The sequence below is a fragment of the Bradyrhizobium sp. USDA 241 genome (assembly GCF_049739505.1).
GTDB classification, from domain to species: domain Bacteria; phylum Pseudomonadota; class Alphaproteobacteria; order Rhizobiales; family Xanthobacteraceae; genus Bradyrhizobium; species Bradyrhizobium liaoningense.
Map to the genome: position 1 here is coordinate 3,204,695 of NZ_JBMGPZ010000005.1, position 18,495 is coordinate 3,223,189.

An 18,495-nucleotide genomic window follows, 5' to 3' on the forward strand; every position below is an offset into this window, starting at 1 on the left:
AGCCATGTGGCGATCGGAGCTGATCCGCCGTAAACGAGTATGCTTCGCATTCGCCCTGCTGCTGGCGGGAAGCGGGGCCGCGCCCGCAGCGCCGCTGCGGCCCGAATCTCTACATGCGAGCCTGGCGAGCGCACCATGGTCTTGGCGCATCCAGGCGACGCGCGGACAGTCCAGCGCCGCGCAGAGCAATGCTGCAAGTGTGTCCCTTGAGATCCTGCCCAGCCTGACCGTCAACGTTGGCGGCAAGGTGTCATTCGGCGTGACTGCGAAGAAGGCAGGCTATCTCATTCTGGTGGATGTCGATGCGGACGGACGGATGTCTCAGATCTTTCCGACACCCGAATTGTTGGAGCAGTCCGACGGCCGCGACATCAATCTCGTCAAGCCCGGCGTGCAATTTGTTGTGCCGACCCCGGCAGGGCGGCAACGTGGCTTTGAATATGTCGTCGCACCGCCGACCGGCTCGGCCGTCATGGTTGCGATCCTGAGTGAACGGCGCGTGCAATTGCTCGATTTGCCGGATCTCCCGCGCAAACTACAGAATCAAGCCGATACGTTGAGCTACCTGTCGGCGTGGACGAGTGAGCTGCGTGTGCCGGACGGCGGCAGCGGAAAACTGGTGCCGAACAATTGGTCGTTCGACGTCAAGTCCTATTCCATCAAGTGAGCCGTGGCTGTCGGCTGTCTCAGAATTTGAACCCGAGCGTGAGCGTGCCGGCTGCTTCCATCTTGCCGTCGGCCGAGCAGCTCCCGTTGAGCGCAATCTTGACACGCCCGAACTTCGCGATGTCGACGCTGACTCCAACGCGGGAAAAGTCGTTTGGCGAGCTCGGGATGATGAAATTGACGTTGTCGAGCGCCCAGAAGGGCAGTTTGCCCTGCAGGTTGGTCTTCCAGAGCAATTCGACGAAGATGTGCCGCAGCGCGTCAGGGTCGACGATGATGGTGCCTTTGCTGTCCGTGACCACGAAGCCCATCTCGTCGATATGGACGTTGCAGATCCGGTTCGACACGGCACAGTGCACCGAGGTGAGATCCGGCAGGTTCGGTGAATCGCCGAACCGCCCGGAAGCCTTGGGATCCATCGCCGGTCCGGTACGCGGATCTGGTGTTGCGACCGGCCTTTCCTCCGGAAATGTCTGCCAGATTTGCCGAAAGCCGATGCCGTCGGTAGCCAGGAATGAGGCCATGCCGAAGAAATGACCGCGGCCGGATCTCTCTCCGCGAAAAAAGACATTGTTGCCGGCGGGATATTTCAGGTTCGTCAGCGCATCGAGAAGACGGTGGTGATCCTTGGCGACGAAATTGATGCCATCGAGCACGAGCCGCCCCGCCTCCAGGTGCGAGCCGATGTGATCGTCGAGATCGATGCCGAGACCCTCCACCCGCCGGTGGATCTTCCTGAATACGTCGGTATCTCTCGCGGTGACCACCCGGGCCCGTCGCAGGGCGTCGAGACGTCGCTCCTCGTCTTTCTCCAGGATGTAAATCCGACAGAGCCCGGGCCGATCGATCGCAATGTCGAGATGCACGTGCGGAGCCTTGCCGGTCTGCGTGAAGCCGACGCTCTTGACGCCGGCCTGCAGCCACGGATCGTAGCCCGGCATGTTGATCTGGTCGGAGCCTAGCCGCGGTGCCTTGCCGGCGGCATCGAGCAGTTGCCGCCAGTTGTCGCACATGAAATCGAAGCCAAGCGGATTCCAGTACGGCACGAGGTCGTGGATCTTGTAGAATCCGTAAAGCTGAATGCCGGCTTCGCGCAGCTTCAGCGCGACCTTGTTCATGTCCGCTCGCATCGCGGCGCGGTCCTGAGCCGAGTTGCCGGCTCTCGGCGCGGTGTTCGGATCGAAAGGTGGTTCCGTCATGTCCTGCGTGTCTCCTCGCATCATCACAGCCAAGGTTAAGCAGCGAGCCGGTGACTGGCGAATTCGTGCCCGCCGGGGAGGGCCTTTGCGACGCTACAGCCTACTCAGGCGGCTGTAGAAACCGCCGCGGGCAATCATGTAGTGAATGTCCTTCGGAAAGGGGAAAGCGCCGCGAACGTTGGCAATCGCCTGTTTGAGGAATTCTCCATTGCGCGATGCCGGCTTGTAGCCCAGTGGAGGTTTGTCGGCGACCTGCGGGATCATGAAGCGGTCGACGAAGGCCGGATCCAGATCATTGACCCTGACCATCTGCCCAAACGCCGGAAATGCATCATAGTGACCCACGCTCACAGTCAGGTTTTTGAGAGCAGGGCGCTGTGACGGAGGACGATTGCCGTCGAGCGTTGCGAGTCCGCGTCCGACCAGGTCCAGCTTCACCGATTGCGAAAGGGTGGTCGGGCCATAGACAATTTCGAGCGCGCAGGTGCTCTGGCCCGACAGCCATTGGTACCAGAACGTGGCGTCGTCCGGTTGCGCTTTGGCGCCGTAGAGGCAATCAAATCCCCAGCAGGCCGACAGGTTCGGCTGATACTTTCCGAGGCTCCCGACCAGGTTGCGCATGCCGCTCCAGAGCTGGCCCCGCAAATTCGGACAGTAGCTTGAGTGGATTTTCTGCCTGACAGCGGCGAGGATTCTTGCTGCGAATCAGGAGCGAAGATGACGAAGAAGAGCCGCCGGACGCATTCTCCGGCATTCAAGGCGAAGGTTGCTTTGGCTGCGGTCAAAGGCGACAAGACACTGGCGGAGCTGGCGCAACTGTTTGATGTTCATCCGAACCAGATCACGATCTGGAAAAACCAGCTCCTGGAAGGCGCCGCCGGCGTGTTTGGGCATGACAAGACATCGGCCGAGACGCCGGTCGATTTGAAGGCGTTACATGCCAAGATCGGCGAGCTGGCGTTGGAAAACGATTTTTTGTCCGGCGCGCTCACCAAGGCGGGCCTGCTGAGCGCAAAGCGATGATCGACCGCGATCATGATCTTTCTATCGTGCGCCAGGCGAAGGTCCTGAAGCTGGCTCGCAGCACGGTCTACTATGAACCTCGGCCAGTTTCGGCCGAGGACCTTGCCTTGATGCGTCGGCTCGATGAGCTGCATCTCGATTATCCCTTCGCGGGAGCGCGTATGCTGCGATCGTTGCTGCGGCGGGAGGGCGTATACGCCGGTCGCCGCCACATCGCGACGCTGATGAAGCGCATGGGGATCGAGGCGGTCTATCGTCGCCCGAACACGAGCAAGCCGGCTCCGGGTCACAAGATCTACCCGTACCTGTTGCGCGGATTGAAGATCGAGCGGCCCGACCATGCGTGGGCAATGGACATCACCTACATTCCGATGCGGCGTGGCTTCGTCTATCTCGCGGCGGTCGTCGATGTGTTCAGCCGACGGGTCCTGGCCCATCGCGTCTCGATCACAATGGAGGCGGCCTTCTGCGTCGAAGCGGTCCAGGAGGCGTTGGCGAAGCACGGCAGGCCCGAGATTTTCAACACGGATCAGGGCAGCCAGTTCACCAGCCTCGAGTTCACCGATGTGCTGCTGGACGCGAAGATCGCCATCAGCATGGACGGCAAGGGCGCCTGGCGCGACAACGTGTTTGTCGAGCGGCTCTGGCGCACGGTCAAATACGAAGAAGTATATCTCCGCGCCTACGACAGCGTGTCCGAGGCGCGAGCGTCAATTGCCAAGTATCTGGCCTTCTACAATCAGGGACGCCCTCACTCGAGCCTTGACGGGCGCACGCCCGACGAGGCTTACTTCGGCACGCAAGCTATGGTGATGGCCGCATGACCGTCGCCGACGGTTTTGTCGTCGCTCTGGTCGGGCTACGCCCTCCCGACGCAACGACAAAACCGTAAAGCCCCGCGTTCAGCATAACCCGGCAGGAATCCACTTAAATCCAGCGGGGCGCTGTCCAAACAACCGGGGCCAGCTCTCTCCCGCCGCCGGAATGGCAGGCGATGATGAGCTTGCCGACCTGGAGCTGGGGTATGCTCCGGGTGCCGTTGCCGGTGCCGGCGACAGGCGCCACGAACTTGGCAAGAGCCCCGAGGATCTCGTCCAGATAGCGTTCGCCCCATTTGGCAGAAGCCAGATCCTTCACGCTGTAGTTCCCGGCAAAGGTGTCACCGACGGCATATTCGTAGCCCAGGAATGGCGCGACAAGCACGACATCCTTCCCCGAATCCCGGACCTGTTCGCGCAGACGTGCAGGATCGTTCCGGAACAGGTATTCATGATCCCTGACATAGAAACCGTGTAGCCAGATTACGACATCGAACTTGGTGGCGGCCGTTGCGTGCTTCGGTGGAAGATAGACCGCCGTCGGCCTCATGCCGGGCGCCTGCCGCTTCGTGAAGAGCGTCACACCCGGAAAGGTGGCGACATCCTTCTGCTCCAGCTCGCAGGTTGTCACTTAGATCACTCCTTCGGACACCTCTTTTGCGTGGCGCTAGAGCGTTTTCGAGCGAAGTGGACACCGGTTCGCGTCAAGAAACCCCGTGGGTCGGTCAAAATCCCCCGGGTATGGTCACTTGAAACTCCCCCACCTGATGATCGCCGTCAGCGCCGCTGAACAGCAGTAGCCGGTCAGGCAGGACGTTTATGTTCGACCCCTTTAGCCAGCAAGGGGCCGGGGAGTTGAACGTCTTGAAGCGACATCTGCAAAGCACCGTACTTACATTACTTGATCGCAACACCAGCCAGCGCGAGATTCACCGGCTGACGGGTGTCGATCGCAAGACGATCCGGCGTTATCAGGCGCTGCGGGCCGGTGCGGAGGCAAATTCCCCCGGGGAAGTGACCACCGGCTCGGTGAGCGCGGACGGCCAAATTCCTCCACCCCGACCACCGGCTTTTGGGACATCGGAAGCGACGGTCACCAGCAGCCTGGCCCGTTCGGCTTGCGAAGCGCATCGGACGTGGATCGAAGAACAGGTCCGGCTGAAGCGGAACGCGCAGGCGATTTACCAGGACCTGGTTGATCAATTTGGCTTTCCGTCCAGCTACCAGAGTGTCAAGCGGTTTGTGCGCCGGTTGCGGCACGCTGATCCTGAGCAGTTTGATCGTCTTGAGTTCCTCCCCGGCGAGGAAGCTCAGGTCGACTATGGCGAGGGCGCGCCGACGGTTGATCCGAAGAGCGGGCGGTACCGTCGTCCCCGCCTGTTCGTGATGACGCTACGCTACTCGCGGCGCAGCTTCCGGCGGGTAGTCTGGAAGTCCAGCCAACAAGTCTGGGCGCAGCTCCACGAAGAGGCGTTCCGGTATTTTGGCGGGGTCCCCAGCTATGTCGTGCTCGACAACCTGAAGGAAGGCGTCCTCAAGCCGGATTTGTACGAGCCCCAGCTCAACCCGATTTACAGCGCGATGCTGGCTCATTACGCCGTGGTCGCCGATCCCGCGCGCGTGGCCGATCCAAATCGGAAAGGATGCGTCGAGAATGCGATTCAACATACCCAGGGCACTGCGCTGGCCGGACGGCGCTTCGAGACGCTGGAGGCGCAAAACGAGTTCTTGAGGCACTGGGAGGAGAACTGGGCTTCCAAACGCATCCACGGCAGCACGCGCCGTCAGGTCGAGGCGATGTTCCAGGAAGAGAAGCCGCACCTGCGGCCGCTGCCTGTCGCTCCCTTCCGCATCTTCACCGAAGTCGTCCGGACTGTCTGCGACGACACCACCGTACGCGTCGACAACAGCTATTACGCCGCGCGGCCCGCGCCGATCGGCAGCCAGGTCGTCGTGCGCATCTACACCACCACGATCGAGATCCGTGATCGCCACACCCGTGCGCTGCTGCGTGTTCATTCCCGGATGGCGCACCCCGGTTCTGTCGTCCTGCCGACCAGCGAACGGCCGTTCAACCCGTCGCGGCAAACCGCCGTGCTGCTGGCGAGCGCCGAGCGCATCGGACCGCAGACCAGGGCCTTGTGCCAGCAGGTGTTCGACACCGAAGGGCGCCCCGGACAGCGCGCGATGTGGGGCATTGTCGGGCTGGGCCGGAAGTATCCGGCGCGGCTGGTCGAGCAGGCCTGCGCGCACGCCATCGACAACCGCATCTACCGCTACAAGCACGTGCGTGCGACCGTCGAGCGGTTGTTCGAACAGGCGATCGAGCAGGTTGGAGTGACGCCACAGCCGGCATCGCCGCTCACCCAGGATCATCCGCTGATCCGTACCCCCGCGGAATACGGCGACCTCTTCAGCCGCGCTGTGCGGCGCGACGCCGACGACAATGGTCGGCAGGCCGAGGCTCACGACGATCACGCCACGGCAATCCGCGCTCGTGTCGCCTGCGCAACCCCGGCCAACTCCGGCGCCACGAGCGCTCCCGCTGCACCTTCTCACCTTAAACTGGAGACCTAGCCACATGATGACCATGCCGGAAATTGAGCGTTGCCTACGACAGCTGCGCCTGTCGGGTGTCCGCGACACGCTGCAGACGCGCGTGCTCCAGGCGCAGGGCGCCAACCAGCCCTTCCTCGAGACCTTCTCCCTTATCCTGCAGGATGAACTGGACCGTCGTCAGTCCCGTCTTATCGAGCGGCGATACCAGCAATCCGGGCTCGACGAAAAGCTGACGCTCGCCGAGTTCGACTGGTCCTTCAATCCCAAACTGCCACGTCAGACCTGCTTCCAGCTCCACACCCTGGCGTTCATTGCCGCTGGCGAGAACGCTCTGCTTGTTGGCAAACCTGGCACCGGGAAGTCGCACATCGCCAAGGCGATTGCCTATCAGGCGATCCTGCAAAGCCACAAGGTCCAGTATCTTGAGACCGACGACTTCTTCCACCGCTACGCCCTGAACTCTCCGGCACAACGCGAGGTCCGGCTGCGAACCATCATCGACTGCGATCTCCTCGTGCTGGACGATCTATTCCTCGCACGCGCCATCCCCGACGACGCCGGCACTTTGCTGCAGACCCTGATCCATCAGCGTTACAAACTGCGCCGCAGCGTCATCGTCACCTCCAATCGCGTCGTGCAGGATTGGGGGGCATACCTTGGGGACAACACTATGAGCACGACGATCCTCGATCGCCTTATGCATCATTGCCATCTGCTTGAGTTCGACGGACGCAGCTATCGGCTCAAAGAAGCCGCTGAAGCTCTTGCCCGGGAAACAAACTCAAACTAACAGTCCCTTGTCCTGCCTCGCGGGTGGAGGAATTTGACTGACCACACCCGGAGGAATTTGAAGTGACCCGCGGGGAGAAAAACGCGTCAAAACAAGAGTCTAGAGCCCCGTTCCGATTCCATCGGAACGGAACAGGCTCTAGTTGCAGACCTCGACATTCCCAGTGTTGCCGCCGGGACCTCCACCGCCCCGGTATTCGAGGCGGCAGCCACGATTGACCTGACGGCAGATATGCTGGTCACAATAGATGCTGCCACTGCTTCCCTTGGCAGTCGCCTGTCGCCGTGGCGCGGGCGCCTCCGCAGCCGGCGCGAACCTCTCGCGGGCCGGGCGATCCGCGCGGGCCGGGCGCTCGCCCGTGTTGCGGTTTGCAACAGGCTTCTTGCCGCGCCGCCTCTCGCATTCATTGTCGTCGTTGAGGAAGGAGCCCTCGGCGCAGGTGATCTTGCTGCACTGGTCGCCGTTAGCCTTGTAGCCGCGTTCACAGACCAGCGGACAGACCCGCGACGATTTGAGCTTGATTGCGTCAAGCGCATCGAGACTCGCAAGCTTCGTGTCGAACTTGGTTCCCGCGTGGCGGTTGAAGAGCGAGAGTGAGCGCTGCGAAGCGGCATTCCATTCACCATCGACGGCACTGGTGAAGCATCCGACACGGCTCAATTCGCTCTGTACCGACCTGGCGAGATCGGCCTGAGGGATATCGGCCCTGGCCGGATCGGCCTGCTGCGGCCCGGCGCTCAGAGCGGCGACCTTCGTGTCTGTGTCACTCTGAGCGGCCACAGCGGCTGGAGTCGGACTCACCGTGGTGGAATTATCGACGGCGGCCTTGTTCCGAGTGAGCGCGGCGCTGATCGATCCCTCGGATGTGGTCCGATTCCGCTCGGCATCGGCCGCTTGCTGTTGCGCAGCTAGTTTTGTTCTTTCGGCCGCAATGCGGGCGTCCTCCGCAGCCTTCAGATCAGCGGCCGCCTTTTCCTGCTCTGCGCGCAGGGCGCCTTCGGAGGCAAGCCGGGCTTGCTGCTGTTGGGCTTGGCGCGCCTTTTCGGTCGCCGCAACCCGTGCCTCCTCCGCCTCGATCTGGTTGAGCTGAAGCTTGGCGAGGCTTGCGTAATATCCGTCTGGATGCTGGGTCAGGAATGCGCCCAGAGCGGCTTTGTTGTTGAGCTGCAGCGCCAGTTCGTAGTCACGGCGAACCTCCGACTGGGGGTTGGCCGCCGCGGGCGTAGGCTCGACGGCCTTTGGAGCAGGCACGAGCGCCACGTCCTCGCCGCCCAACGAGCCGTAGACGTAAGGCTCCTGCCGGTTGCCCGTGGCTTGCAAGACGTCGTCGCGGACGAACCCAAAGGCCCTGCGCAGGTCGAGGCCCGGCTTTGCGATATACTTGACCAGTGCGGCCGCGTACGGGCTGTTCTGGCTGTTGCCGTCGAGCGCCGTCAACCCGGCCTTCGCGGCGAAGGCGATCAACGTATTGGAGACCGTTGGCTCGACCCTGGCGAGCCCGCGGCTGATCGATCGCGAGGCGACCGTTCGCTTCATCGTGTCGGCAAAAGGATTGTTGCGGCACGCGTCGACGATCACGACCCGTAGCTGCCTTGCAGGCTCGATCGCCATCAAGACACGGTCGAGCGAGAACGCCTCGTCGTAGATGTCCGTATCACGTTCAAGCCTGGCGTCGGTTGGGATCAGATAGTTCGTGCCATCGATCTCGATCCCGTGGCCTGCGTAGTAGACGAGTGCGATGTCGGCGTCGCGCGCCTGATCTGCAAAATCCCTCAGGGCTCGCTTCATGTCCATCGCTGCGAGGTTGAGCCTCGAGTCGACCACGTCAAACCCCGCGGCCCTCAACGTCGCAGCGATGGCGCCGGCGTCGTTGGCCGGGTTGGGAAGCAGGGGAGCGTTTTGATATGTGGCATTGCCAAGCACCAGGGCGACGCGCTTTGTCGCGGAAGCAGGCTGAGCGGTCAGGAACAGCAAGGCAGCAAGAAGAAGAGCGTACAACTTGATCTGCGTGTAATTGCTCATGGCGCGACGTCCAACATCAGCCGAAGAATGGTAGCGAGCGTCAACGAAGTTGGCATGGCCGCGCAGATGCTGACTAAACTCATAGCTCCTGGCGACCGCCTGGCTCGTGCAAGGAACAGTCTCGAGCCCGATCCATTCCTGATATTGGTCGCGTATTCCAGTGAACGCGTTCAAGGGCCTCGGACGATTGTTCGGGGCCGGCGAGCGGTCGCGCCGGCGCTCTTCGCACTCCGGTTCTTTGAGGTAAATTGTTGATATGTCTACTTTTACTGATCTGTTCGATCGCTTGCCTGAAGCGCTGAAGAAGGCCGAAAGTCGGTTCGGATCGAACTCCGCCTGGTTGCAGATCGAGCGGATGTGAAGCGTGGTGTCAGGCGTGCGGATCGATCGCCTTGGCCGGTGCCTGGCCCCGGCCTATTCGGCCGATCGCCCGGCACGTGGGGATCAGAAAAGGAGTTGTCGTGCGGTAGGCGGCATATTCGGGAAATGCCCGCCTCAGGATCCGCTCTTCGTTGATCATCCGCCGGCATTGGATCATCACAATCACGATGGCGACGAGGACGGCAAGCGGTGAAAGGACCTGGAGTGTTATGCCGACGAGGGCAATCCCCTCGCAGAGATAGAGAGGATGCCGGACGATCCGATAAGGCCCTTCCGTCACAAGACGCCTGGCTTCCGCTTGAATGCTGAAGGATCTGCCGAGCCAGCGGAGCACCACGATGCAGAGCGAGGTACCCACCAAGACCAACGTCGAGGACACAGCCGACCAGACGGGCCCGAGCTCTGCCTTCGGAAGAAATGCGAGGACGATGCTCAAGAAAGTACCCAGCAAGGCTGAGACCCGCGTCTCGATGCCCTGCGATTTCATGATCGGCGCCAGCCTGGTGATGGTTGTCAGCGCGACGAGGCCGAGGAACAGGATGTTGGCAATTCTGGCCGCAAGCGCAAGCCCGTCGTGGAAATTGTCCGGCGGAAGCAGGTGAGGGACGCTGGCGGCGCCCATAAGAGCAGACCCGCCATAGATGATTACGACAACTGCCCTGGCGGTCCAATCCAACAAGGCATTGCCTCCGCGCCCGGCAATCTCCTTCCGCGCTGTTCCCGCCTGATCGAGCTTCGCGCCAGTCACGGGAGTGATCTCGCCTGTTCGAAACCTACCTCATTAAACGGCAGGCTTGCGGTGAGGTCAATTGACCGGCCAGCCAGCGCAGTCATGCCATCCCTGTGGGTTCCACAGCCGGATCATGAGATCGCATTGAACCGCTTCTGTCGTGACGACACAAATGATGGAAGAAGAAAATCTAGAAGTAGTACTGCCATGCATTTGCACCGATCTGTGGCATTGCGCCGTACCCTGTTTCTTCTCGCTGCGCTGATTGTCTGTCAGCCGGCATGGGCTGCGAACCGTGTCGCGCTCGTCATCGGCAACTCGGCCTACAAGAACGCCGCAGCGCTTGCCAACCCAGCCAATGATGCTGCGATCGTTGAGGGAACCCTGAAGAGAGCGGGATTCGACGTCGTCCAGACCCGCACGGATCTCCAGGCATCGGAGATGCGGCGTGCGCTGCGTGATTTTGCCGATGTGGCGCGCGACTCGGATGTCGCCGTCGTCTACTACGCGGGCCACGGGATCGAGCTCGAAGGTACGAACTACCTGATCCCCACGGATGCGACGCTCGAGCGCGATACAGATGTGTACGACGAGGCCTTTTCGCTCGAGCGAGTGCTGCTGGCGATCGAGCCGGCGCGGCAGCTGCGGCTCGTGATCCTCGATGCTTGCCGCAACAATCCTTTCGCCGACAAGATGAAGCGGACGGTCGGCTCGCGGGCTGTCAGCCGGGGCCTCGCCAGGATCGAGCCGGCGACCTCGAATACGCTGGTTGCTTTCGCTGCCAAGGCTGGCTCGACGGCGTCCGACGGTGGCAGCAAGAACAGTCCCTATGCCTCGGCACTGGTGAAATATATCGCTACTCCAGGCATGGACCTGCGCAGGGTATTCGGCTTCGTCCGCGACGACGTCATGAAGGCGACCGGCAACAAGCAGGAGCCCTATGTGTACGGTACGCTTGGTGGCGATGATGTGCCGCTCGTGCCGGCACCGGCCAAGGAAGCGGCCGCCGCAGCGCCTCAACCGGCCCCGCCACCGCTGCCTGCAACTCCACCGGTCTCGGCGCGTGCAGAAATTCGGCACGATTACGAGCTCGCGCTGCAGATCGGCAACAAGGATGCGCTGAACTACTTCCTTGCCCAGTATCCGGACGGCTACTACGCAAATCTGGCCAAGCTGCAGCTCGCCAAGATCGATGCGGAAGATAAGCGCGCGGCCGCAGCGGAAAAGGCCCGCCAGGCCGAGCAGGAGCAGGCGCGGCTCGTCAACCAGGGAGCCCAGCAGACACAACTGGCCAAAGCCGCCTCGGACTTGAAAGCAGCGCAGGACGCTCGTGCCGAGGCGGAGAAGGCCAGAGAAACCGCGCAACAATTGGCCGCGCAGGCCGAGCAGCGTCGCCGGGAAGCTGAAATAGCCGTCGCGAGAATTGGCGCTCAGGCTGGGTCCGACCCGTCGCAAGAGGCTCCCCCGAACTCGGATGCGAAAGTGGCCGCGCTGCCGGCTCCACAGACGTCCGCGCCGGCACCGCCGTCCAAGGCCGAGCTTGCAAAATCGGTGCAAGCCGAGTTGCGCCGGGTCGGTTGCTTTACCGGACCGGCCGATGGCGACTGGGATGCGGCCTCACGGCGTTCGCTCGAGTTGTACAACAAGAATGCCGGCACCACGTTCGATGCCAAGGCTGCGAGCCCCGAGGCGCTCGACGCGATCAAGCTCAAATCGGCGCGGGTTTGCCCGATAATTTGCGGATCCGGCCAGAAACGCGATGGAGATCGGTGTGTCAAGATCACCTGCGCCGCGGGCTACTTCCTGAATAATGACGATGAGTGCGAGAAGCGCAGAGCCCGTCCGACACCATCCGCAAAGCTCGAGCGCAGGTACAGGGACCCCGAAGAAGCTCCGGCACGGCCTGCAAGGCCGCCGAAGCCCGAGGCTAACGCGGGCGGAGGCGGCGGCGGTGGTGGCGGAATCGGCTTCATACCGTTCTTCCTGCCGTAAGACTGATCGGTAGCCCGGCGCATGTCCATTCCGCTTAGACTTTATGTCACCCCATTCGCCAACAAGGGCGTCCTCGAGCCTGCGCAATGGGACTGCGACACAGCGAAGAAGGCGCTCGATGTCGTCAATACGATCTGGTCGAAGGCGAAGATCGCCTTCGTGATCAGCGATTGCATATTGGACAAACCGCTCGACATGGCACCGAGCAGGCGCAGCAGCGATGAGGTCCTGCTGGGCGTTCTCGCGTCCCGGCACGACGCGGACAATGCGGTCCACATCTTCCTGGTCAATTCGATCGCAAGTCTGAACGCCGGCGGAGGTTCATACCCGAATGGCTCTCCCGAGCCCGCGAGCTTCGTCCAGTGGTATGGCAATGACCACGCCAATGGACGCGCCTGGGCGCACGAGCTCGGCCATCTGATGGAGCTCGATCACGTCGAGATCGACTATTCCAACGAGAAGCAGGCGTCGCAGCGCGTCAAGAACCTCATGGTGAAGGGATTGAGCGCGGGAAGCGACTTGACCAGCCAGCAGATCAGCACGGCCAAGGGCTCAAAGCTCGTCAAGAGATTTAGCGGTTAGGCCGCCATCGGATTTGACCATCCCCGCTGCGAACCATGATCTTCCCACAGGGCAGGCGCGCTCGATCCCACGCAAATGACCCTTCGACAACTCGGAGAAGGGCGCGTCCCCGCCCTTTAGGGGCGCCGTTCTCCATTTTCATGTGAAGGCAGCCGCTGAGGGGCAGGGCAGTAATTGACCCCCGCCGCGAAGGCCAGGATCACATGCACTGCCGGTCGTGCGCGGCTGTTAGACGGCCGAATCTTCTCGATGGCGGATACGCGAGCGACCCGTTGGCGCGGCGCCCGTTGAAATCGCCTATGGACAAATACGCCGGCCTCGCGTTCCGAGATGTGGATTCCAACGAAGCCGGCCATGCATTCCAATTCGAAGCCGGCCGGGTATTCCGATCTGAAGCCGGCCACCCGTGGCGTCGTTCGCATGGGTCAATTTCATGATGTCGTCGAGGGCTGGGAAGGTCAAGAGACCGGTTGATCTTGAGCGGGTTGCTTCTGCTTCCTGAGGCTCTCTCCTTTGAGTTCGATGCGGTAGGCATTGTGGACGAGGCGATCGAGGATCGCGTCGGCGATGGTGGGGTTTCCGATGATTTCGTACCAGCGATCGACGGGCAGCTGGCTGGTGACGATGATCGAACGGGCTTCGTATCGATCCTCGACGATTTCGAGCAAATCACGGCGCTGGTCGGCGTCGAGAGGTTCTGGTCCCCAGTCGTCCAGGATCAGCAGATCAAGTCGTGCGATCGCCCGCAGCATCCTGGTATAGCGTCCGTCGGCGCGTCCCAGTGCGAGAGCGGCGAACAGACGCGGGACGCGATGGTAGGCAACGGCGAAGTCGTCCCGGCAGGCCTTGTGGCCGAGGGCGCAAGCAAGCCAACTCTTGCCGACGCCGCATGGCCCAGTGACGAGGAGATTATGCCTCGCTCGGATCCAGTCGCCGGCGGCGAGTTTTAGAAAGAGCGTGCGGTCGAGCCCGCGGATGGCACGGTAGTCGACATCCTCGACGCAAGCGGCATGACGTAGCTTGGCGGCGCGAGCTCTGCTCTCAAACCGCTTTTGCTGTCGCTGCGTTTTCTCCTGTTCCAGGAGCAGGGCCAGCCATTCGGCATGTTCGAGGCTGCGTGCTTCGGGCTGGGCATCAAGCTCCTTGAAGCCTTTGGCCATGCCGTGGAGACCGAGATTTTGCAGCAGGTCGAGCGTGGGATGGGTCAGCATGCTGGATTTTCCTTTCAATGGAAGTAGCCGGGGCCGCGCAGATTGGGATGGTCGACGACGACGTCATCGGTGGGGCGAGCGCTGCGGTCGAGCTTGTTGGCGATGATCGAGGCGATGCTCTTGTAGGTCAGCGCGCGGACCGCAACCGCGCGGGCCGCGATCAACTCGGCGCGTTCCGGATCGAGATCCTTGAACAGCCGAAGCACACCCAGACAGGTCCGGAATCCTTGTTCGGGATGAGGCCGATTGGCCAGAATGGCGAGGACGAGACCCTCAGTGTTTAGCCCGATCGATCGTCCCCAGCGACGGAACCGCTCGGGAGTCCACTCGGCGTAACGCCGATGCGCGCTGGGCATGTGGTCGGGATCGGTGCCGTGCCGGCGGCCGCCGTAGCGGCGCTGGTGAGCCGCAACACGCGAACCCCGATGGAACAGCTCGATGGTCCGGGTGGTGGCGCGGACGTCGACCTGCTCCCGGATCAGGCCGTGTGGAACTGAGTAGAAGAAGCCGTCGATCTCGACATGATAATCGAGCGAGACGCGGGCCACGCGCCATTCCGCAAACTGATAATCGGCGTCCGGCAACGACGCCAGGACCGACATCTCGACCGTCTCGAACAATTGACGGCGACTGACACCGAGCCGGCGCATGATGTGCGCGTTGATCCGCTCCAGCGCAGCGGCAATGGCTGCGTTCGCCTCGGCCAACGAGAAGAAGGTCTGGCGACGAAGCCGCCCGAGGATATAGGTCTGGGCAAACCGAACCCCGGCCTCCACTTTTGCCTTATCCCGCGGCTTTCTTGGCCGTGCCGGAAGGACGCCAACGCCGTAATGGGACGCCATCATCCCGTAGCTGCGATTGATTTCAGGGTCGTAGAACGAAGCCCGGTGCACGCCGGACTTCAGATTGTCAGGGACGACGAGGCGCGGCACCCCGCCAAAGAACCGGAACATCCGGACATGGGCCTCGATCCAGTCCGGAAGTGTCTGCGTCCAGGTCGCCTCGGCGTAGGTGTAATTCGAGGCGCCAAGCACGGCGACGAAGATCTCCGCATCGCGTACAACCCCGGTTTCGCGATCAACGATCATGATCTTCTTGCCGGAGTAATCGACAAAGACCTTGTCGCCGGCCGGATGGTCCTGCCGCATCGTCGGAGACAGCCGCCGGTCGAATTCTCGGAATAAATCGCAGAACCGGCTGTAGCCATAACCTTCCGGGTGGACCGCCCGGTACTCCTCCCACAGCACCATCAGATTGACGCCAGGCCGCTTCAGCTCACAGGCCAGCGAGGCCCAATCCGGCTCCCGGCGCCGGCGAAAGCCGCGCCTGACGCCGGCATGGGCAAACAGACGTTGTTCAAGAACGGCGTCGGTCAGATCGCCCGCCAAAGGCCACGCCAGCCCGGCAGTCGAGGCACGCTTGAGGTTGTCCTGGATGGTGCTGCGCGCCACGCCGAGCGTGCGCCCAATCTCCCGGGCGCTCACCCCATCACGGGCAAGCCGCAGCATCTGTCGTATCTGTCGCATGGTCAGTTCTCTCTTGGCCGGCATCCGCTTCCCCACGTTGATCAACGCGGGACTTGATGCCTGAGGGACTGATCCAAACGAAAACGCCGACTTCCAAAAACCCGGCCGACTTCAAATCGGAATGCCGGCCGGTTTCATTTCGGAATCGTGGCCGGCTTCAAATCGGAACGATGGCCGGCTTCAAGTCGGAATACCCGGCCGGAATAAATCGGAATCCGCATTCCGAGATGAGGTCGTCATCGACACGGCGCAGGTCGTGCCGCCCGTTGCTAACTCCTATGGCGAGACTAACTCCTACGGCGAGTTCGGGCACCGCTCTTTCTCACGACCGTTCTACCGTCCCATCGGCCTGGAGGCCACGACGCCCAGGATGAACGAGACCGTCGACACCTCGGTGTTTGAGCGTTGGCGCGCAGACACGACCCATCGTCCGGCGAACCTCCTCGAATGGGAAGGCCTGCGGCTCGGTGCGTTGGGCCAGGCTCAAAATGGCCGAAAGAGACTCGGATCAGGAGAGAAGTTTCAATAGGCGGGAACGCTGCGTGCCCAATCTCTAATTCGCATAAGGTATATTATGGAATATATTTATCTACAATCAGATCAAATATTGTCGTTTCGCGTTCGATCTGAGTCATTCGCGTTCAACTGGAGTCTGTCGAGCCGATCCAGCGGTTGAACGTTGGGCGTCTAAGCCATGGCGCTCAAAGAGATTTCTTGATGTGATCCACGCGAGGTAATGACAGTCTCCTATGATCTGGGCTGGCAACACTCAAGCCAATCCAGGATTTTCGGATGCCCATTCCGACCGTCTATCTGGCCCGAAGCGGCCACGCCTTCCACGTCCGAGTGTCGCCTCGCGTTGATCGCTTAGCGGTACGCAAGGCGGGTTGCGAGTGATGGGAAGCAAATTGGAGTTCGCTGCCCAGAAGCACGGTCTGACGCCAGAATATTTTGGCGTGAGAGCTATCGGAGATCTAAGCCAAGGCTCGGGGGCTCCGGAGTTCAGCCAACCGAAATCTCGTTGAGTGCCAACAGTTAGGCGCCGTCAGTTCAACCGCTGGCAACCCCCGTCCCGATATCCTCGTGGAACAGGCCCAGGTTGTCACGCCGTGTGCGATGGGAAGTAAACCGGAAATCGCTGCCCAGAGCGCGCTTTGATAGTTGAATATTCGGCTAGAAAGAGCTGTCATACCAGCGGTTTTTGTCTTCAAACCTCAGTGCCGGTTTGACATCCCCGAGAACAGGAAGCACGAGTTCCAGGCCGGTAAGCACACATCAGGCGCACTCAAAATGCCAGCAAAGCCCATCCAATTGACTGACGGCGCCTTTCTGATGTTGCGGAAGGTCGTTGGGACTTTGGGCGCCGGGACCAGCTTGCACGTGAGTTCGACCGATATCGTACCCGCTGCCGAACTGGTCGAGGCGGAATACGCCACCGTCCGCGATGCGGAAGATCGGATCGAGCTCCGGGCCACGCCGGCGGGGGTCGAGTACATGAAGATGATTGACGCCCTGACCGAGCCAGAGGCGGACGGCATGCGTGACGATTTCGGCGAAAAATTGCTGAAAATGAAGGGCTCCGTCGATCCGACCTTGAAGCTCGGGTTCTGATTTGGTCGGACCTTATTCGGTGCCGCGGGAAGCGCGACTTTCGAGGGGCCCGTAAGCACACGTCAGGTGCGAGGTTTCTCACCGGTCTGGGCCACGCGAACGTGTGCCCTACGCGAGCTTGATCCGTGTCGAACGGATTCTGTGCCGTGAGGCCTGCGCAAGGTTTGCGCTTATCTTGACGAAGTCGAGCGCTGCCACTTGTGCGTGATATCGGCGGAATTCAGAGCTGGCCCCGGTTGTTTGGACAGCGCCCCGCTGGATTTAAGTGGATTCCTGCCGGGTTATGCTGAACGCGGGGCTTTACGGTTTTGTCGTTGCGTCGGGAGGGCGTAGCCCGACCAGAGCGACGACAAAACCGTCGGCGACGGTCATGCGGCCATCACCATAGCTTGCGTGCCGAAGTAAGCCTCGTCGGGCGTGCGCCCGTCAAGGCTCGAGTGAGGGCGTCCCTGATTGTAGAAGGCCAGATACTTGGCAATTGACGCTCGCGCCTCGGACACGCTGTCGTAGGCGCGGAGATATACTTCTTCGTATTTGACCGTGCGCCAGAGCCGCTCGACAAACACGTTGTCGCGCCAGGCGCCCTTGCCGTCCATGCTGATGGCGATCTTCGCGTCCAGCAGCACATCGGTGAACTCGAGGCTGGTGAACTGGCTGCCCTGATCCGTGTTGAAAATCTCGGGCCTGCCGTGCTTCGCCAACGCCTCCTGGACCGCTTCGACGCAGAAGGCCGCCTCCATTGTGATCGAGACGCGATGGGCCAGGACCCGTCGGCTGAACACATCGACGACCGCCGCGAGATAGACGAAGCCACGCCGCATCGGAATGTAGGTGATGTCCATTGCCCACGCATGGTCGGGCCGCTCGATCTTCAATCCGCGCAACAGGTACGGGTAGATCTTGTGACCCGGAGCCGGCTTGCTCGTGTTCGGGCGACGATAGACCGCCTCGATCCCCATGCGCTTCATCAGCGTCGCGATGTGGCGGCGACCGGCGTATACGCCCTCCCGCCGCAGCAACGATCGCAGCATACGCGCTCCCGCGAAGGGATAATCGAGATGCACCAACCACATGTGGGACGGCTTCTGGTTCCTGGCCAACCGCAGGGCCTGGGAAAAGCTGCCGCAGGACGTGCGTACCATCGTCGCCAAGAACATCAATGCCGCGGCCGTGAAGGAGCGCGAGGACACCGCCAAGCTCAATGCCAGCCTGCAGCAGGAGCTCGCTGGCAAGGGCCTGACCTTCAACCAGCCGACTGTTGCGCCGTTCCGGGACAAGCTGCGCGCCGCCGGCTTCTATGCCGAGTGGAAGGGCAAATACGGCGATCAGGCCTGGGACCTCCTGGAAAAGGCCGTCGGCAAGCTGTCGTAACGCGTCGGGGCCGT

General features: G+C 61.7%; 15 protein-coding genes and 2 pseudogenes. 9 read left to right on the forward strand and 8 right to left on the reverse strand.

Translation table 11 applies throughout. The features are described 5' to 3' along the window. Nucleotides 1-4 precede the first annotated feature (4 nt). A complete protein-coding gene (locus tag ABIF91_RS37355) occupies nucleotides 5-667 on the forward strand; it encodes a DUF4384 domain-containing protein (protein WP_028178541.1) in 663 nt (220 codons plus the stop codon). Between the two features lie 19 nt (nucleotides 668-686). Here ABIF91_RS37355 and ABIF91_RS37360 read toward each other — a convergent pair whose 3' ends face one another. Both ABIF91_RS37360 and ABIF91_RS37365 read right to left on the reverse strand, forming a co-directional pair. Further along, nucleotides 687-1,607, reverse strand: coding sequence for a hypothetical protein (locus ABIF91_RS37360; RefSeq protein ID WP_424579692.1), 921 nt, complete (start codon nucleotides 1,605-1,607; stop codon nucleotides 687-689). 351 nt (nucleotides 1,608-1,958) lie between these two features. Continuing rightward, nucleotides 1,959-2,486 carry a hypothetical protein gene (locus ABIF91_RS37365; RefSeq protein WP_245285452.1) on the reverse strand — a complete coding sequence of 176 codons (528 nt, stop codon included), beginning with the start codon at nucleotides 2,484-2,486 and terminating at the stop codon, nucleotides 1,959-1,961. A gap of 96 nt (nucleotides 2,487-2,582) precedes the next feature. Here ABIF91_RS37365 and ABIF91_RS37370 point away from each other — a divergent pair. Then, nucleotides 2,583-3,712 (forward strand): IS3-like element ISRj2 family transposase gene (locus tag ABIF91_RS37370; RefSeq protein WP_129557670.1). Its coding sequence is split into 2 segments (ribosomal slippage): nucleotides 2,583-2,835 and nucleotides 2,835-3,712, totalling 1,131 coding nucleotides; the frame shifts between segments, so codons are not numbered across the junction. A gap of 103 nt (nucleotides 3,713-3,815) precedes the next feature. Here the strand turns inward: ABIF91_RS37370 and ABIF91_RS37375 are convergent. After that, the gene (locus tag ABIF91_RS37375) at nucleotides 3,816-4,337 is read right to left on the reverse strand and encodes a hypothetical protein (protein ID WP_245285565.1); all 522 of its coding nucleotides are present in this window, start codon (nucleotides 4,335-4,337) and stop codon (nucleotides 3,816-3,818) included. Between the two features lie 188 nt (nucleotides 4,338-4,525). Between ABIF91_RS37375 and istA (ABIF91_RS37380) the strand changes: the two genes are divergently transcribed. Together istA (ABIF91_RS37380) and istB (ABIF91_RS37385) are read left to right on the forward strand one after the other, a co-directional pair. Beyond that, on the forward strand, nucleotides 4,526-6,283 hold the full coding sequence (gene istA, locus ABIF91_RS37380) for an IS21-like element IS1631 family transposase (RefSeq protein ID WP_100214066.1): 1,758 nt from the start codon (nucleotides 4,526-4,528) through the stop codon (nucleotides 6,281-6,283). A gap of 4 nt (nucleotides 6,284-6,287) precedes the next feature. After that, nucleotides 6,288-7,055, forward strand: coding sequence for an IS21-like element IS1631 family helper ATPase IstB (gene istB / locus ABIF91_RS37385; RefSeq protein WP_038952109.1), 768 nt, complete (start codon nucleotides 6,288-6,290; stop codon nucleotides 7,053-7,055). 138 nt (nucleotides 7,056-7,193) lie between these two features. Here istB (ABIF91_RS37385) and ABIF91_RS37390 read toward each other — a convergent pair whose 3' ends face one another. Together ABIF91_RS37390 and ABIF91_RS37395 are read right to left on the reverse strand one after the other, a co-directional pair. Next, complete coding sequence (locus tag ABIF91_RS37390; RefSeq protein ID WP_028181958.1) at nucleotides 7,194-9,077, reverse strand: caspase family protein; 1,884 nt, start codon at nucleotides 9,075-9,077, stop codon at nucleotides 7,194-7,196. Nucleotides 9,078-9,447: 370 nt separating this feature from the next. Continuing rightward, nucleotides 9,448-10,206 (reverse strand): methyltransferase family protein, encoded by a 759-nt coding sequence (locus ABIF91_RS37395; protein ID WP_035678730.1) that lies wholly within the window; start codon nucleotides 10,204-10,206, stop codon nucleotides 9,448-9,450. Between the two features lie 189 nt (nucleotides 10,207-10,395). Between ABIF91_RS37395 and ABIF91_RS37400 the strand changes: the two genes are divergently transcribed. Both ABIF91_RS37400 and ABIF91_RS37405 read left to right on the forward strand, forming a co-directional pair. Then, nucleotides 10,396-12,180 carry a caspase family protein gene (locus tag ABIF91_RS37400; protein ID WP_035719068.1) on the forward strand — a complete coding sequence of 595 codons (1,785 nt, stop codon included), beginning with the start codon at nucleotides 10,396-10,398 and terminating at the stop codon, nucleotides 12,178-12,180. A 159-nt stretch (nucleotides 12,181-12,339) separates the two neighbouring features. After that, complete coding sequence (locus ABIF91_RS37405) at nucleotides 12,340-12,762, forward strand: hypothetical protein (protein ID WP_424579693.1); 423 nt, start codon at nucleotides 12,340-12,342, stop codon at nucleotides 12,760-12,762. A gap of 458 nt (nucleotides 12,763-13,220) precedes the next feature. On the opposite strand, the gene istB (ABIF91_RS37410) is transcribed toward ABIF91_RS37405, so the two are convergent. After that, nucleotides 13,221-13,973, reverse strand: coding sequence for an IS21-like element helper ATPase IstB (gene istB / locus ABIF91_RS37410; protein WP_038943657.1), 753 nt, complete (start codon nucleotides 13,971-13,973; stop codon nucleotides 13,221-13,223). A gap of 14 nt (nucleotides 13,974-13,987) precedes the next feature. Continuing rightward, nucleotides 13,988-15,523, reverse strand: coding sequence for an IS21 family transposase (istA, locus tag ABIF91_RS37415; RefSeq protein ID WP_424578659.1), 1,536 nt, complete (start codon nucleotides 15,521-15,523; stop codon nucleotides 13,988-13,990). Between the two features lie 97 nt (nucleotides 15,524-15,620). Here istA (ABIF91_RS37415) and ABIF91_RS37420 point away from each other — a divergent pair, with 97 nt between their 5' ends. Together ABIF91_RS37420 and ABIF91_RS37425 are read left to right on the forward strand one after the other, a co-directional pair. Then, nucleotides 15,621-16,028, forward strand: a complete 408-nt coding sequence (locus ABIF91_RS37420; protein ID WP_424579694.1) for a hypothetical protein — start codon at nucleotides 15,621-15,623, stop codon at nucleotides 16,026-16,028. Between the two features lie 782 nt (nucleotides 16,029-16,810). Next, the gene (locus ABIF91_RS37425; protein ID WP_424579695.1) at nucleotides 16,811-17,110 is read left to right on the forward strand and encodes a hypothetical protein; all 300 of its coding nucleotides are present in this window, start codon (nucleotides 16,811-16,813) and stop codon (nucleotides 17,108-17,110) included. 368 nt (nucleotides 17,111-17,478) lie between these two features. On the opposite strand, the pseudogene ABIF91_RS37430 reads toward ABIF91_RS37425, so the two are convergent. Continuing rightward, nucleotides 17,479-18,174: pseudogene (locus ABIF91_RS37430) on the reverse strand (IS3-like element ISRj2 family transposase); the annotation flags it as partial. Here ABIF91_RS37430 and ABIF91_RS37435 point away from each other — a divergent pair. Then, nucleotides 18,173-18,481, forward strand: a pseudogene (locus tag ABIF91_RS37435) (TRAP transporter substrate-binding protein); the annotation flags it as partial. The pseudogenes ABIF91_RS37430 and ABIF91_RS37435 overlap by 2 nt on opposite strands. Nucleotides 18,482-18,495 lie beyond the last annotated feature (14 nt).